The organism is Halobellus litoreus, assembly GCF_024464595.1.
GTDB lineage: Archaea > Halobacteriota > Halobacteria > Halobacteriales > Haloferacaceae > Haloquadratum > Haloquadratum litoreum.
This window is the reverse complement of sequence record NZ_JANHAW010000001.1, coordinates 924,305-938,644: the sequence shown is the minus strand read 5'-3', so window position 1 is coordinate 938,644 and position 14,340 is coordinate 924,305. Positions and strand designations below refer to the sequence as shown.

The following is a 14,340-nucleotide window of genomic DNA, read 5'->3' as shown; positions in this document are numbered from 1 at the left end:
ATTTCTGAAAAACCGAGAACCATATTCCAGTTATAACCCCCGTGCGTTCAACTGTTCATCTGTAAGGTGAACGATTATGTCCACGACCCCAACAACACAGACCTCCGCTGAAACGACGTTCGGAAACCTCCTCGACTTCGACCTGCAGGGCACCCTCGCCGGCTACTGGATCGTCGCGCTGCGGATCATCACCGGTTACTGGTTCCTGCACGCCGGCTTCACGAAATTCGCCTTCGTCTCCGGCGAACCGTTCGACGCCAGCGGCTACCTCCTCAACGCCTCGGGCAGCCCGATCGCCGGGCTGTTCGCGTGGGTCGGGAGCACGCCGTGGATGCTCGAGTTCACGAACTTCATGATCCCGATGGGCGAGTTCCTGATCGGCCTGGGCCTCGTCGTCGGCGCGCTCGTCAGACTGGCCTCGTTCTTCGGGGTCACCCTGATGACGTTCTTCTACCTGGGGAACGCCGACTGGGCGCACGGCCTGGTCAACGGTGACCTGATGGGCCTGATGCTCTTCGTCACCGTGGCGACGCTCGGCGCGGGCCGGATCCTCGGCCTCGACGCGATCCTCGAAAAGACCGAGCTCGGGAAAACGCGTATCGCGAAGTTCCTGCTCGGGTAGTTTCGGACCCCCTCTCGCTCTCTTCCGTCTCTCGCTCTCTTCCGTCTCTCTCCTTTTCTGGTGGGTTTAATTGGACGACGACCCCACGGATCCGCGGATACTTTGCTCCCGGCGTCGAGGATCGGATATGGCAATCGACCTTCGATCCGACACGGTGACGCGCCCCTCGGCGGCGATGCGGGAGGCCGCCGCGGGCGCGGACGTCGGCGACGACGTCTACGGCGAGGACCCGACGGTGAACGAACTGGAGGCCGCCGCGGCCGACCGCGTCGGAACCGAGGACGCCCTCTACGTGCCGACGGGGACGATGGGAAATCAGATCGCGGCGCGCGTCCACGCCGATCGGGGCGAGGAGGTCATCCTCGACCGCGAGTCGCACATCTACTGCTGGGAACTCGGCGGACTCGCACAGCTCTCGGGACTGCAGCCACGTCCGGTCGACGCCGAGCGCGCGGTGCCGACGCCCGAACAGATCGAATCCGCGTACGTCGAAACGAGCCTGCACCGCGCCGGCACGGGGTTGCTCGCGCTCGAAAACACGCACAACGGCCGCGGCGGCGTCGCGGTCCCGCCGGAATCGGTCTCGGCGGCCGCCGAGGCGGCCCGCGACCGCGACGTCTCAGTCCACCTCGACGGCGCCCGCCTGTTCAACGCCTGCGTCGCGCTCGACGTCGACCCCGAACGGATGGTCCGCGACGTCGACTCGGTCCTGTTCTGCCTCTCGAAAGGCCTCGGCGCGCCCGTCGGCTCGATTCTCGCCGGGGACGCGGCGTTCGTCGAGAACGCGCGTCGCGTCCGCAAACTGTACGGCGGCGGAATGCGCCAGGCCGGGGTGATCGCCGCGCCTGGCGTCCTGGCCCTGGAGAACGTCGACCGGCTCGAAACGGATCACGAGAACGCCGCCGTCCTCGCGCGCGGGCTCGACGACATCGACGGCCTCCGCGCCGCCGACCCGGACACGAACATCGTGCAGGTGTTCACCGACGACCTCGCCGACGCCGAGACGTTCGTCGAGGCCTGCGAGGAGCGCGGCGTCCTCGGCGGCGCGCACGGGCCGTTCCTCACGCGCTTCTGTACGCACCTCGACGTGACCCGCGCGGACGTCGAAGCGGCCGTCGACCGCGTCGCGGACGTCGCTGCCGACCTCCGCGAGTGAGTGCGGCTCCCGGTCGAATCGACCGATCGAGTGCGATCCGGCTCACACCTCCGGCTCGATGTAGACGTGTTGCACGCGATCGTCGGCCGCCAGCAGGCGGTCCTCGATGCCGGAGATGACCTCGTCGATTTCGCCCGCTTCTGTTTCCGGATCGAAACTCACGTCCATCGTGACGAGGATGGTCTGCGGACCGACGTAGACGGTCCGGAACGTGTCGAGGTGGACGACGCCCGGGCTCTCGATGACGACGTCCCGGAGGTCGGCCTCGGCGTCCGCCGGGAGGCTCTCGCCGAGGATCAGTCGCTTGTTCTCCCACGCCAACGCGAGCGCGAACCCCATCAGCAGGAGCCCGATGAGCAGGGCCGAAACGGCGTCGTACACCTCGTTGCCGGTGGCCTTCGAGAGCAGGATCCCGACGAGCGCCAGGGCCGCGCCGACCAGCGCGATGGTGTCTTCGGTGAACGCCGTCAGCGTCGTCACGTCGCTCATCTTGTCGAACGCCTCGCGGATCCCGCTCCAGCCGTAGTGGTCGATCTGCCGCTGCATCTCCGCGTTCGCCTTCGCTAAGGCGTAGGTCTCGAAGCCGATGGCACCGAGCAGCACGACGACGTTCACGTACCACGAGGGGAACGTCGCCCCGGCGAGCGTGAGCGTCCCGGCCGCGCCGTGCCCGCCGTGGACGATGGCGTTGTACCCGTGTTTGGCCGACTCCCAGCCCGCGATCCCGAACAGGAGCACGGCGACGAGAAACGAGTAGAAGAACTGCGCCTTCCCGTAGCCGAACGGGTGCTCCCGGCTCGATTCCTTCTCGCTGAATCGAATTCCGACGAGGAGAAACACCTGGTTGCCGGTGTCCGATATCGAGTGATACGTCTCCGACAGCATCGAGGGGCTCCCGGTCAGGAGGAACCCGCCGAACTTCAGAATCGCGATGGCCCCGTTCGCGAACAGTGCCGCGAGGACGACGCCTTTGCTTCCGGCCATACCCACACCTCCGCCGACGGGGATAAAGTGGTTTGGACGGCGGGACAGCCGTGATCCGTTCACCGCGGCAGGGTCGGCGGTTCGGTTATCGCGAGAGAGTCGCCGTCCGCGTGCGACGAGAGGATCGGCGGCCAGTCGGACCGTTCTTGGGGTCGGCCGTCGTAGACCGGGTCGATGCTCACGGTCGTCTCCGACACCCACAGTACCGACTCGCACCGCCTCACGGGGCGGACGCTGCAGGCCGTCCGCGACGCCGACGTGGTCGCGCACACGGGGGATTTTATGCGAGAGTCCGTCCTCGACGACTTCGAGCGCGAGGCGACCCGCCTCCTCGGCGTCACCGGCAACAACGACGACGCGGGGATCCGATCACGCCTCCCGGAGGCTCGGAACTTCACGTTCGGCGGCCTCACGTTCGCGATGACGCACCGCCGCCCGGGCGGACCGACGGCGCTCCCGCTCTTCGGCCGTCAGCGCGGTGCCGACGTCGTCCTCTTCGGCCACAGCCACCGGCCGACGTACGAGGCGACCGACGACGTCGTCCTCCTCAATCCCGGCAGCCACGCGCAACCGCGAGGGAATCGGGCCGCACACGCCGAACTCGAAGCGCGGACGGCGGGCGGCGTCGAGGGTCGACTCGTCACCGTCGACGGCGACGTCTTCGAGTCGTTCACGATCGCTCCCCGGGGCAGTTCGACGGACCGGTGACGCCGCTGGCGACCGGCACGACACAGAAAGAAGGAAGTGGAGTTCGGGCCGCCGCCGCCCGCGTTCGGCCTGGCGGGCGGACGGGCGGTGCCGAACGGCCGTCGACTGCCGGCGGATCGGTCTCGGGGGCAGGGGGAGACGACGACCGTCGATCGTCGGATGGGCCGTTCGGAGGCCGCGCACCCGGGCGGGCGTCGGTGGGGTGTTCACGTGGGGTGGGTGGGGAGACGAATCCCGGGTGGAGGGCCGAAGCGGTGGCGGCGACCCTGCGGGTGTACCGTCGGTCCGGTGAATAAAATAGACGACGTAGACTCAAATCCGCGTTTCAGCGTCCGCTCGGTTCCCCGCGTCGCAGTCGGTGTCGGCCGTCTCCCCGTCCCCGACCGCCGAACGCGACCCGCTACTGTCGCCAGACGAGCGCGACGAACGACAGCGCGACGACGCCCCCGACGAAGAACAGCGCTCCGGGCGGGAGCGCCGCGACCGCGGCCGCCACCGCCTCCAGCGGGCCGTCGCCGCCACCGGCGGCCGCCTGCGTGGTCTCGATCACGGTCTCGGTGGCGTCCGTTGCGGTTCGCGTCGCTTCCGCGACAGTCTCCGTCGGCGTCGACGGCGCGTCCGTCGGCGCCGGGGGCTGTTCCGGAACCGGCGTATCGGCCGCCGGGGCGGGCGTCGCAGTCGATTCGGCCGTCTGCGTCGCGGTCGGCTCGGCCGTCGGCGTCTCTGTCGCCTCCGCGATCTGGATCCCGCCGCCGTCACCGGACGTCTCCGTCGCTGCCGCCGTCTCCGTCACCGTCTCGGGTTCCGGTGCCTCCGTCGCGGTTCCGACCGGCGTCCCCGTTTCGGTCGCGCCGGTGAGATTCGCCCCGCCGTCCCCGCCCGCTGCACCGCCCGAGGCGCTCCCGCCGTCGCCCCCGGAGCCGAGCGAGACCACCGAGGCACTGCCGGCCCTGGCGAGTCGATCGACGACGACGCTGCCGAGCGCGACGACGCCGAGTCCGCCGAGCAACTGCGTCAGCGCCGACTGGAGCCCGGTGGTGTCGTCCTCGTTGCCGGCGACGACCACGAGGGCGCGGTCCGAGGGCGCGTACACCGTCATCTCGCGTCCCTTCTCGGAGTAGGCCGTTCCCGCCGATTCGATGAGTCCCGCGGTTTCGAGCCGGTCGAGGTGGTACTGGGCGTTCTGGATCGACGTGTCGACGCGCTCGGCGACCTCCGAGGGCGTTCCCGGTTCGTCGTGCAGTTCCGCGAGGAGTTCCCGGGCGGTCGTCGAGGAGATCGCCGCCAGGAGGTCGTCGACCTCCTCGCTGTCGAGGCCGACGACGCGCGGTTCCTTGTCCTCGTCGTCGGGGAGGTCTGGCCGGGAGGGAAGGATGTCGGCCATCTTTCGGGGACGTTTCGCCGCGTGTGTGATGAGTCTTGCTTTCGTGCGTCGAGCGGGGGCCGGCCCGGTCCGCCGGGATCCGGAACCGACTCCGGCCCTCGGGACCGCGGCCTCCGCTTTGTCGCGTCGGTCGCAACGTGCGCCGACGGCGAAACGCATTTACTGACGCCGAGGAAAGGCCCGCCTATGCTTGCCCGTCAGCCGGGAGTTGTCGGCCGATCTCCAGCCCTGCGCCCGGACGGCGACCCCGGGCAGGTCGACGTGGTCGTCGACTTCGCGGCGTCCAACCCCGCGTTGATCGTGCTTCTCGTGTTCCTCTTGGGCTTCGTCTTCTTCGCGTACCTCTTCGTCAGACGGACGCTGACAGGGCTCCGTGACGGGTTCGACGAAGGGTACCGGGGGAAGTAAGTCGGATGGTCGCGGCCGCCACGCTCGCCACGCTCCTCGTCGCCGCCCTCGCGAGCCTCTTTATGGCGTGGTCGATCGGTGCGGGCTCGTCGGGGTCGACTCCGTTCGCCCCGGCGGTGGGCGCGAACGCGATCTCGGTGATGCGCGCGGGGTTCGTCGTCGGCGTGCTGGGTCTCTCGGGGGCGATCCTCCAGGGCGCGAACGTGACGCAGGCCGTCGGAACGGAACTCGTCGTCGGCTCCGTCCTCACGGCCACCGCCTCGACGGTCGCGCTCATCGTCGCGGCGGCACTCGTCGCGATCGGCGTCTTCGCCGGCTACCCGATCGCGACGGCGTTCACGGTCACCGGCGCGGTCGTCGGCGTCGGTCTCGCCAACGGCGGCGGCCCGGCGATCGCGAAGTACCAGCAGATCGTCTCGCTGTGGGTGCTCACCCCGTTCGTCGGCGGCGGGATCGCCTACGCGACGGCGCGCTTCCTCCGCAACGAGTCCGTCCCCGAACGCGTTGCCGTGCCCGCCCTCGGCGGCGTCGTCGGCCTCCTCGTCGCGAACATCCGCTTCGCCGCGTTGGGTGGCGAATCGGGGCGGTCGCTCGCGGCGGTCGGCGCGGCCGCGACGCCCTCGCTCTCGCTCCCGGTCGCGGGCGTCGACGTCGGCGTCGCCGTCGTCTCCGCGCTGTTCGCCCTGGTCGCCGTCGCCGTCGTCCGCCGCGAGATCGTCGTCGATCCCGCCCGCGGGCAGCGCCGTTTCCTGCTCGTTCTGGGCGGTCTCGTCGCCTTCTCGGCCGGCGGCAGCCAGGTCGGCCTCGCGATCGGCCCGCTCGTCCCGCTCTTGGGCGAGGTGGCCGTCCCGCTCCCGACGCTGCTCGGCGGCGGCGGACTGGGCCTGCTCGTCGGCTCGTGGACGGGGGCGCCGCGGATGATCAAGGCCATCTCGCAGGACTACTCCTCGCTCGGCCCCCGGCGCTCCATCGCGGCGATGATCCCCGCTTTCGCCATCGCGCAGGTGGCGGTCGCGCTCGGGATTCCGGTCTCGTTCAACGAGATCATCGTCAGCGCGATCATCGGCAGCGGCTACGCCGCCGACGGTGCGGGCGTCAGCCGCGAGAAGATGCTCAAGACGGTGTTGGCCTGGGTCGGCTCGCTGGCCCTCGCCTTCGGCCTGGCGTACGGTGCGTTCAGCGCGCTCGATCTGGTTCTGTGAAGGCGAGGTGGGATGGGGCGGGCTCGCTCCCGCCCGCGACGCTCACTCTTGCGTCGGCGACTCCGACTCCTCCTCGTCGGCCGTCGGCTCCGCGTCCTCTCCCTCCGACTCCGACCCTTCGGGGATAGTGATTCGCGCCTTCATGATCCGGGTGTTGTCGACCTGCTCGATGCGGATGGTGATCCCGTCGAAGGTGATCTCCTCGCCCTCTTCGACGAGTCTGCCGGCGCGGTTGAAGATGAAGCCCGCGAGCGTCTCGAACTCCTCGCCCTCGGGGAGTTCGAGGCCGAGTTCCTCGTTGACCTCGTCGATGTTGACCTCGCCGCGGACGAGCGTCTCGCGGTCGTCGACGTATTCGAAGGACTCCTCCTCGTCGTCTTCGAGAATGTCGCCGACGATCTCCTCGACCATGTCTTCGAGTGTGACGAGCCCCTCCGTGGTCCCGAACTCGTCGATGACGATGACCATCCGCAGCCGGTTGTCCTGGATCTCGGTGAGGAGTTCGTCGACGTTCTTCGACTCGGGGACGTGCAGCGTCGGCTGGACGAGATCCGTCAGCGACGCGGTGCCGGAGCCGTAGTTCTTCTCGCGAACGAGGTCTCGAATGGTGACGATTCCGATGATGTTGTCGAGGTTGCCGTCGTAGACCGGGACGCGCTCGTGATCCGAGTGGACGCAGGTCTCGATGGCCTCGTCGATCGTCGAGTCCTTCGGAACGGCCGTCATATCGAGTCGCGGCGTCATCACCTCCTTGGCGATGGTCTGGTTGAAGCGGAAGATCCGGTCGAGCATCTCCCGCTCTTCCTCCTCGATGACGCCCTCGCGCTCGCCGGTCTGGATGAGGTCCTGGATCTCGTCGCGGGTGATGTAGGAGGTCTCGATCGCCGAGCGCCCCCCGGTCACCTTGTTGATGACGCGGGTGAGGTAGTCGAAGACGACGACGAGCGGGAGCAGCGCGTACTCGGAGTACTTCAGCGGCCGGGAGATGCGGAGCGCCCACGATTCGGTGTTCTCGACGGCGTAGGACTTCGGCGCGCTCTCGCCGAACAGGAGCACCAGAGTCGTGATTCCGAACGTCGACGCCAGCACCGCCGTCCCCGGGTCGAAGTAGATGCTCACGATCGCGGTCGCGATCGAGGACATCGCGATGTTGACGATGTTGTTCCCGACGAGGATCGTGATCAGGAGCCGGTGAGGGTTCGATTTGAGATCGCTGACGACCTCTGCATTGGGCACGTTGTCCTCGACGAGCGAGTCGATGCGGTGCTTCGCCAGCGAGAACATCGCGATCTCCGAGGAGGAGAAGAACGCCGAGAACCCGATCAAGAGGAGTATCGCGACGGCTCCGGCGACGGTCACCGTGGTGTCGTTGATCGGAACCGCCTGGAGGATCGGAACCGAGTCGGCGAGGAGCGCCGCTGCGGACGACAGATCGACGCTGGCGGCTTCCGCTTGGACCTCGGTTCCCGCCTCGATCGCGGTCCGGTCGTCGATTCCGGTCGGACGTCGAGCTGCGAGAGACGCGAGTGGCGGAGACAAACCCATATAACTACGTCACCTTGTCTGGCCCCGGAATTAAGAGTTACCCTCGGCCGTCCGACTGTGACGCCGCGACAGCGTCGACCGACCGCCCGGACGGCGATCGGAACCGAAGTGCCGGTCTCCGGGTCGATCGCGCTGGCAGTCGGAACTGGGGGGCCGGCGATCGACGGTCGACAGCCGCCGGCCGACAGCCTTAGGGACGTTTCCGCCATACGCCGGGTATGAGCGACTCCGACCCACAGATCACGCTGTATCGGCTCCAGGCGTGTCCGTTCTGCGAGCGCGTCGTTCGCACGCTTCAGGACCTCGGTCTCTCGTACCGGTCGCGCTTCGTCGAACCGATGCACGCCGACCGCAACGTCGTCAAGCGCGTCTCGGGCAAGCGCAGCGTTCCCGCAATCGTCGACGAGCACACCGGGGTGACGATGTCCGAATCCGCGAACATCGTCGAGTATCTGACCAAGACCTACGGGGAGGGCGCGTAGATGGATCTCGATTTCGAGGTCGTCTCCCTGCCCGAGAGCGACCACCCGGAAGCGGGCGAGACCGCCCCGGACTTCACGCGCCCGCTGGTGAACGAGGAGTACTGGGAGGACGCGTCGCTGTCGTCGGTCGTCGCCGAGGGGCCGACGCTACTCGTCTTCCACCCGATGGACGGCGCGTTCCCGACGACGTACATCTGGAACGAGATCGACGAGCGGGGCTTCGTCGACGACGTTCGGGTGGTCGGCGTCTCGGTTTCCACGCCGTACGAGCACAAAGCCCTCCTCGACGACCGCGCCGCGGGAGTCCGCCTCTTCTCGGACCCCGCGGCGGACGTCGCTGCGGCCTACGGCGTCGAGAACGACCTGGACGGAATGGCCGGCGTGACCGAACACCGACCAGCCACCTTCCTCCTCGACGAGTCGCGAACGGTCCAGTACGCGTGGGTCGCACAAGAGTGGCCGGCGTTCCCCGACTACGACGCGGTCGAGGCCGCGATCGACGACCTCGACTGACTTCCCGACCGCCGTCCGCGGTTTCGGCTCGCCCCGGCGAGTGTGAGCGCGTCGGCTTCGCCGTTCATCCGTCGGCTCCGCCGTTAGCCCGTCGGCTCCGCCGTTCGCTCGTCTGCTCCGACGTGGGATCCGCCACGCTCTTTTCCTCCGAACGCCTCGATTCGAACAGATGACGGAGTTCGAGGAGACGCCCGAACCCGGACTTGAGGACGCCATAGACGCCGCCGTGGCCGCGATCGCAGACGGCGAGACCGTCGTCTACCCGACCGAGACGGTGTACGGTCTCGGGGCGGACGCGACCGACCCGACGGCCGTCGAGCGCGTCTTCGAGGTGAAGGGGCGCGATCGGTCGAAGCCCCTCTCGCTCGGCGTTCCGAGCGTCGACGCCGCGCTTCGGTACGCCCGGCCGAGCGACCGCGCGCTCCGGTTTATGCGCGCCTTCCTCCCCGGACCGGTCACTGTCGTCGTCGACGCCGACCCGTCGCTCCCCGAGGCCCTCACCGCCGGCCGCGACCGAGTCGGGATCCGCATCCCCGACCACGAGGTCGCGCTCGCCCTGTTCGAGCGCGTCGCGCCGACGCCCGTGACGGCGACGAGCGCGAACGTCAGCGGGTCGCCGAGCGTCACCGACGCCGCGACGCTGGACCCGGCGCTCCGCGACGCCGTCGCGGTGGTCGTCGACGCCGGACCGACGCCCGGCACCGAGAGCACGGTCGTCGACCCCGAGCGGAACGTCGTCCACCGACGCGGCGCGATGGCCGACGCCATCGTCGCGTGGCTGACCGAGGAGAGCGGCGCGGCACCGACCGTCGAGGACGGGTAGCGGGCGATTACCGGCCACGCGTCGAGTGTGCGACATCGGCGTCGTGCCGGGCCTGCGACATCGGCTCGTGGGGCGCGAGGGCTGGCCGCCCGTCCCGACGCGCGGCCGCTCTTCACCCGAGTCCGAGCAACGTCTTCAGCGACCGCGTCTTCGTCCCGCAGGTGGTTCGGTACTCGCAGGCGTCGCACTTCGATTCGTCGCGGATGCGACTCGGGACGCCGCGCATCGACCTGACCGTCCACAGCGTGCGTCGGTACGCGCTCTTGTTCCGCGTCGTCAGCCGGACGGTTCGAACCACGCCGTGCGCCGGGTACTCGACGAGCGCACGGGGAATCTCGCGCTCGCGCTCCCGGGCGAGGGCCTTCGCGACGGCGACGGCGCGAACCCGCTGCGGTTCCCAGACTCCCTGCGGCGGCGGATCGCCCGGTGAGACGATAGTCGGCGTCGGCGGCGCGGCGTCGTCGCGGCCGCCGGGTTCGTCCCTCTCGCTCGTTCCGCTCGTCCCGTCCGCCCGTCCGAGCACTTTGTGTGCGACGCCGTGGCAGTCGCGGCCGCGGAGGAACGCCTCCCGGACCGCCGGGGCCGCGAGTCGGTCGTAGTCGTCGCGCTCGGCGAGCGACGCGAGGTTCGACCGGTATCGATCCGGAGCGACGGCGATCGGCAGGCGACGGAGGGCCTCGTCCGTCGCGGTCCGGTGTCGTTCGTACCGGAACGCGAGGTCGCGGACGGCCCCGACCGAGGCCGGCGGTTCGTGGTCGTCGTCGCGCTCGGCGTAGTAGTACTGCCGCGGGCAGTACGCCGCGCGTGCGAGGTGAGAGATCGGGATCGTGTCGGTCGCCGCCGTGCTGTCGGCCGGGGACGCGTCGTCGCTGCGGGCGGGCCGGTCGGCTGGAGATTCCACGGGCGCTCTGGATCCCCTCTCCTATTTGAACGTTCGGCGGGTCGACCGGCGCGACCGGCAGACGGCCGTAGCCGTCGGGACTCAGTCGCTCCCGCTGGGCCGCCGGTCGACGACTTCGACGTCGAACACGAGCGTCTGCCCGGCGAGTTCGTGGTTGAAATCCACTTCGACGGTCTCCTCGCGAACGGCGACGACGTCGCCGTGGAGGCCGTTTTGGGCGTGCACGTGGAGGCCGACTTCAGGCGCTTCGCCGACCATCCCCTCGAACGTCTCCCGGTCGTACTCGCGGATCCGCTCGGAGCGGACCTCGCCGTACGCGGACTCCGGCGGCACAGTGACGGTGGCCGACTCGCCGACGGTCATCCCTCGCACCGCTTCGTCGAGGCCGTCGATCACGTCGCCGTCGCCGACCGTGAACGCGAGCGGGCCGTAGTCGTCGGCGTCGCGGTCCTGGGCCTCGTCGAGGCCGCGCTCGGCGGCGACGGCGTACTTCGAGGTCCCGAAGACGCTGCCGTCTTCGAACCGACCGACGTACTCGACGGCGACGCGGTCGCCCTCCTGGATGCTCATATCTCGCGTTGGGAGGGGAGCCGAAATAGGCTGTCGTCCGAACGCTTATTGAGCGCCCGCGAGTGAGCGTGTGTATGGCCGCCGACACCGACCACGACGACGCTGCCGAGGGACCCGGCACCTTCTCGCGACTCGGACGGGTGCTGTTCGGCCTCGGCCTCGCTCTCCAGGCCTCCGAGGACTTCCGCGACATAGACGACTCGATCGAGTACGCCGAGTCGGAGGGCGTTCCCGTTCCGGAACTCGCCGCGCCCTTCGCCTCCGGGATGATGTTCGTCGGGGGGCTCGGGGTCGCGCTCTGGCGCGCGCCCCGAATCGCGACCGGCGCGGTCGTCACGTTCCTGGCCGTCGTGACGCCGACGATGCACGACTTCTGGAACGCCGAAGAGGGCTCCGGCAGCGGCGACCGACTCGCGTTCTTCGGGAATCTGGCGATGTTCGGGGCCGCGCTCGTATTCCTGCGCGAGGCGTACCGGTAGCGTTCGTCGAGTACCATCGTGATCGACCCCGAAACGCGAACCCTGGACCGCCGGACGCTCCTCGCGACGCTCGCCAGCGCCGGTGCCGGCACGCTCGCGGGCTGTTCGTTCGGCCAGCGGGAGCCGGACGGGACGACCACCGAGACCGAACCGAGCCGCGCCGAGGAACTCGCCACGCGATTCGCCCCGACGCTGTACTTCGACGCCGCGGAGCCGTGGCTCCCCACCGACCCGCGCCCCTACGAGAGCGAACGCGACGGCGACACCGTCGTCGACGGCTTCGACGCCCTCGACGGCTACCACGCCCGCGACGCCGACTCCGAGGGGCCGCCGAACCCGACGGTGTTCTACAACGCCGTCGAGTACGACGACTCCCCGCTCGCGGTCGTCCAGTTCTGGCTGTACTCCGCGTTCGATCAGTTCACCACCAACTTTCACTGGCACGACTGGGAGGTGCTGCACGTCTTCGTCGACACCGAGACCGACCGGCCGCAGCTGTACGTCGCCAGTTCCCACTCCCGCCGCGTCCCGAACAACGAGTTCCTGGACCCGGACCCCGAGATGGTCCCGCGGATCCTCTCGGAACTCGGCTCGCACTCCAGCGCGCTCTCGGTCAACGACGAACCGGACCAGTTCCAGCGGCTCCCGGGTGCGGACCTCCTCGCCGACATCACCAACTCCGCCATCGAGAGCGTCGAGGCGCTCTCGGAGGTCCCGCTGGCCTACGGACTGCCCCGGGACGAGGGGGCGCGCCTCCCCTACGTCGTCCCCGAGTACGAGGGCGTGCCGGTCTACGAGCACGAGCGACTGCCGAACGTCGACCGGGAGTCGCTCGTCGACGAGGACCTGACGGTGCGGTCCGCCGAGTCGCTCTCGTCGCCGCCCGGGGACCTTCCGGATCGATCGACCGGAGTGGTGTTCCGCCACGAGGCCCGCGGGGACAGCGAGAGCGACGATCCGACCGCTGGCGACACGAGCGCCGAGAACGACGACCCGTCGTCCGGCGTCGCGACATCGGTCGACGGCGCGACCGAGCACGCGTACGAACTCGTTCCCGCGGCGGAACTCGAACACATCACGGCGTTCACCGGGCCGCAACTGAGCTTCGAGTTCGCCGTTCCGGAGGTCGGGGAAGACGCCATCGCGGGACACCTCACGACGACGGGCGAACCGTGGAACCAACCGCGGTACGAAAACCCCGCGGCCGACATCACCGACCCGAACCACCGGGCGTCGCTGGCCGAGCGCTACGACGCCATCGGCGACGCCGCCCCGATCAACACCGTCGTAGCCGCGGTGACGGAAGCGGTCGCGAGCGACGATGCCCCCGACGGCGAGGGGTTGACGACGCGGGAACCGACCGTCGAGGCCGTCGCGTTGCTGGAGAGCGACCCGGCCGCCGTTCCCACGTTCGGCGGCGTCGCGGCGGTCCACGACGTCGCCGCGGGCGACCACCGGCTCACGGTCAACGCCGCCGGACGAGCCCCCTACAGCGAGCGGCTGTCCGTCGGCGGCGAGGGGAACGACGCCTCGACGGCGACTGCGACGACAGCGACCGAGACGGGGGCAGCCGCGACCGAGACAGCGACTGACGCCGCGACAGCCTCTGGGGCGAGCGATCCGGAGTCCGCGACGGCCACCGCCGAATCCGCGACGGTCGACACCGAGTCCGGGGGTGCCGATACCGAGTCGGTCACGGCCGCTGAGGACGCCGACTCCGGCGCGGACGCAGACCCCGGCTCGGACACCGACTCGGCCCGGGCCGCACAGCGCGTGACCGCAGCCGGTACCGGCGGAGAGATTCCGCTCGTCGCCCGCGAGAACGCCCGGAAGCTGGAGGTCGACGCCGACGGGACCGAGGCGGAACTCACGAGTCTCGCGGTCGAGGACGACTTCGCCGGTCGGCTGTACGAGTCGTCGCTGGACGGCTCCGACGCGGTGTACGTCCACCGCGGTGGCGCGTACACGACCGAGGTCCGAGACGCCGACGGTGCGGTCGGCGCGTTCCGGGTGAACCCGGACCCCGGGACCGACGGCGGGGACGACGACGCTCCCGAGACGCCCGCGCCGATCCGGATCGACAGCCCCGAGACCGGAAAGGCGTCGCTCGCGTCGTTCCTCGCGTCGATCGCCGGCGAGACGAGCGCGGAGCTGGCGGCGCTGCTCGATGCGGCTGATGCGGGCGGATCGACCGGCGGGAGGGGCGAAGACGCTCTCGCCGGGCGTGAGAACGCCCTTCGGGGGCTGGTACGCGCGCTGGACGCGATCGTCACCGCGGCGGAGCGTGCGGCCGAGAACGCCCGTGCCGGTGAGCGAGCGAACGCGGACCAGCAGCTCGCGGCCGTCGCGACCGGGCTCGAACGGGTCGTCGAACTGGTCACCCAGGCGGCGGCGGACCTGCCCGATCCGCTCGAACGGGCCGTCCAAACGCGCGTCGAGGAAGCGACCCGACGGGCCGAACAGGCGCGAAACGCCGAGAAGCTCTGAGCGGGGCCGGAATCGGTCCCGGCGCGCGGATATAAACAGTTATTGTCGAACTGGGAGTGCATCCGACACTGAGTTC

At 69.6% G+C, this 14,340-nt stretch carries 15 protein-coding genes; 10 read left to right on the top strand and 5 right to left on the bottom strand.

What is annotated here, in order from left to right; translation table 11 throughout:
• Nucleotides 1-76: 76 nt before the first annotated feature.
• Nucleotides 77-622 (top strand): DoxX family protein, encoded by a 546-nt coding sequence (locus NO360_RS04800; protein ID WP_256306376.1) that lies wholly within the window; start codon nucleotides 77-79, stop codon nucleotides 620-622.
• Nucleotides 623-749: 127 nt separating this feature from the next.
• Complete coding sequence (gene ltaE / locus NO360_RS04795) at nucleotides 750-1,778, top strand: low-specificity L-threonine aldolase (RefSeq protein WP_256306375.1); 1,029 nt, start codon at nucleotides 750-752, stop codon at nucleotides 1,776-1,778.
• A 42-nt stretch (nucleotides 1,779-1,820) separates the two neighbouring features.
• Here the strand turns inward: ltaE and NO360_RS04790 are convergent, their stop codons facing one another.
• Nucleotides 1,821-2,762 (bottom strand): cation diffusion facilitator family transporter, encoded by a 942-nt coding sequence (locus NO360_RS04790; protein ID WP_256306374.1) that lies wholly within the window; start codon nucleotides 2,760-2,762, stop codon nucleotides 1,821-1,823.
• Between the two features lie 174 nt (nucleotides 2,763-2,936).
• Here NO360_RS04790 and NO360_RS04785 point away from each other — a divergent pair, with 174 nt between their 5' ends.
• Nucleotides 2,937-3,470, top strand: coding sequence for a metallophosphoesterase (locus NO360_RS04785; RefSeq protein WP_256306373.1), 534 nt, complete (start codon nucleotides 2,937-2,939; stop codon nucleotides 3,468-3,470).
• 400 nt (nucleotides 3,471-3,870) lie between these two features.
• Here NO360_RS04785 and NO360_RS04780 read toward each other — a convergent pair whose 3' ends face one another.
• Nucleotides 3,871-4,854 carry a helix-turn-helix domain-containing protein gene (locus tag NO360_RS04780; protein ID WP_256306371.1) on the bottom strand — a complete coding sequence of 328 codons (984 nt, stop codon included), beginning with the start codon at nucleotides 4,852-4,854 and terminating at the stop codon, nucleotides 3,871-3,873.
• A 186-nt stretch (nucleotides 4,855-5,040) separates the two neighbouring features.
• Here NO360_RS04780 and NO360_RS04775 point away from each other — a divergent pair, with 186 nt between their 5' ends.
• Together NO360_RS04775 and NO360_RS04770 are read left to right on the top strand one after the other, a co-directional pair.
• Nucleotides 5,041-5,262 carry a DUF7859 family protein gene (locus tag NO360_RS04775; protein ID WP_256307141.1) on the top strand — a complete coding sequence of 74 codons (222 nt, stop codon included), beginning with the start codon at nucleotides 5,041-5,043 and terminating at the stop codon, nucleotides 5,260-5,262.
• 5 nt (nucleotides 5,263-5,267) lie between these two features.
• Nucleotides 5,268-6,464, top strand: coding sequence for an inorganic phosphate transporter (locus NO360_RS04770; RefSeq protein WP_256306369.1), 1,197 nt, complete (start codon nucleotides 5,268-5,270; stop codon nucleotides 6,462-6,464).
• A 42-nt stretch (nucleotides 6,465-6,506) separates the two neighbouring features.
• Here NO360_RS04770 and NO360_RS04765 read toward each other — a convergent pair whose 3' ends face one another.
• Nucleotides 6,507-8,009, bottom strand: coding sequence for a hemolysin family protein (locus NO360_RS04765; RefSeq protein WP_256306368.1), 1,503 nt, complete (start codon nucleotides 8,007-8,009; stop codon nucleotides 6,507-6,509).
• Nucleotides 8,010-8,227: 218 nt separating this feature from the next.
• Between NO360_RS04765 and NO360_RS04760 the strand changes: the two genes are divergently transcribed.
• From NO360_RS04760 to NO360_RS04750, 3 genes are all read left to right on the top strand, one after another.
• Nucleotides 8,228-8,491 (top strand): glutathione S-transferase N-terminal domain-containing protein, encoded by a 264-nt coding sequence (locus NO360_RS04760; RefSeq protein WP_256306367.1) that lies wholly within the window; start codon nucleotides 8,228-8,230, stop codon nucleotides 8,489-8,491.
• Entirely contained in the window at nucleotides 8,492-9,004 is a 513-nt protein-coding gene (locus NO360_RS04755) for a redoxin domain-containing protein (protein WP_256306366.1), read from the top strand. It begins immediately after the preceding gene.
• A gap of 169 nt (nucleotides 9,005-9,173) precedes the next feature.
• A complete protein-coding gene (locus tag NO360_RS04750; protein WP_256306365.1) occupies nucleotides 9,174-9,827 on the top strand; it encodes an L-threonylcarbamoyladenylate synthase in 654 nt (217 codons plus the stop codon).
• 112 nt (nucleotides 9,828-9,939) lie between these two features.
• On the opposite strand, the gene NO360_RS04745 is transcribed toward NO360_RS04750, so the two are convergent.
• Complete coding sequence (locus NO360_RS04745; protein WP_256307099.1) at nucleotides 9,940-10,653, bottom strand: CRISPR-associated protein Cas4; 714 nt, start codon at nucleotides 10,651-10,653, stop codon at nucleotides 9,940-9,942.
• Nucleotides 10,654-10,809: 156 nt separating this feature from the next.
• Complete coding sequence (locus NO360_RS04740) at nucleotides 10,810-11,298, bottom strand: FKBP-type peptidyl-prolyl cis-trans isomerase (RefSeq protein ID WP_256306364.1); 489 nt, start codon at nucleotides 11,296-11,298, stop codon at nucleotides 10,810-10,812.
• A gap of 74 nt (nucleotides 11,299-11,372) precedes the next feature.
• On the opposite strand from NO360_RS04740, the gene NO360_RS04735 reads away from it, so the two are divergent.
• Nucleotides 11,373-11,777, top strand: a complete 405-nt coding sequence (locus tag NO360_RS04735) for a DoxX family protein (RefSeq protein WP_256306363.1) — start codon at nucleotides 11,373-11,375, stop codon at nucleotides 11,775-11,777.
• 21 nt (nucleotides 11,778-11,798) lie between these two features.
• Entirely contained in the window at nucleotides 11,799-14,264 is a 2,466-nt protein-coding gene (locus tag NO360_RS04730) for a hypothetical protein (protein ID WP_345780183.1), read from the top strand.
• Nucleotides 14,265-14,340: the final 76 nt, after the last annotated feature.

What these genes read in the sequence shown, in the direction of transcription:
- NO360_RS04760 (WP_256306367.1), top strand. Translation starts at nt 8,228, where the DNA reads ATGAGCGACTCCGACCCACAGATCACGCTGTATCGGCTCCAGGCGTGT.
- NO360_RS04735 (WP_256306363.1), top strand. Translation starts at nt 11,373, where the DNA reads ATGGCCGCCGACACCGACCACGACGACGCTGCCGAGGGACCCGGCACC.
- NO360_RS04790 (WP_256306374.1), bottom strand. Translation starts at nt 2,762, where the DNA reads ATGGCCGGAAGCAAAGGCGTCGTCCTCGCGGCACTGTTCGCGAACGGG.
- NO360_RS04785 (WP_256306373.1), top strand. Translation starts at nt 2,937, where the DNA reads ATGCTCACGGTCGTCTCCGACACCCACAGTACCGACTCGCACCGCCTC.
- NO360_RS04765 (WP_256306368.1), bottom strand. Translation starts at nt 8,009, where the DNA reads ATGGGTTTGTCTCCGCCACTCGCGTCTCTCGCAGCTCGACGTCCGACC.
- NO360_RS04780 (WP_256306371.1), bottom strand. Translation starts at nt 4,854, where the DNA reads ATGGCCGACATCCTTCCCTCCCGGCCAGACCTCCCCGACGACGAGGAC.
- NO360_RS04750 (WP_256306365.1), top strand. Translation starts at nt 9,174, where the DNA reads ATGACGGAGTTCGAGGAGACGCCCGAACCCGGACTTGAGGACGCCATA.
- ltaE (WP_256306375.1), top strand. Translation starts at nt 750, where the DNA reads ATGGCAATCGACCTTCGATCCGACACGGTGACGCGCCCCTCGGCGGCG.
- NO360_RS04775 (WP_256307141.1), top strand. Translation starts at nt 5,041, where the DNA reads ATGCTTGCCCGTCAGCCGGGAGTTGTCGGCCGATCTCCAGCCCTGCGC.
- NO360_RS04740 (WP_256306364.1), bottom strand. Translation starts at nt 11,298, where the DNA reads ATGAGCATCCAGGAGGGCGACCGCGTCGCCGTCGAGTACGTCGGTCGG.
- NO360_RS04770 (WP_256306369.1), top strand. Translation starts at nt 5,268, where the DNA reads ATGGTCGCGGCCGCCACGCTCGCCACGCTCCTCGTCGCCGCCCTCGCG.
- NO360_RS04755 (WP_256306366.1), top strand. Translation starts at nt 8,492, where the DNA reads ATGGATCTCGATTTCGAGGTCGTCTCCCTGCCCGAGAGCGACCACCCG.
- NO360_RS04800 (WP_256306376.1), top strand. Translation starts at nt 77, where the DNA reads ATGTCCACGACCCCAACAACACAGACCTCCGCTGAAACGACGTTCGGA.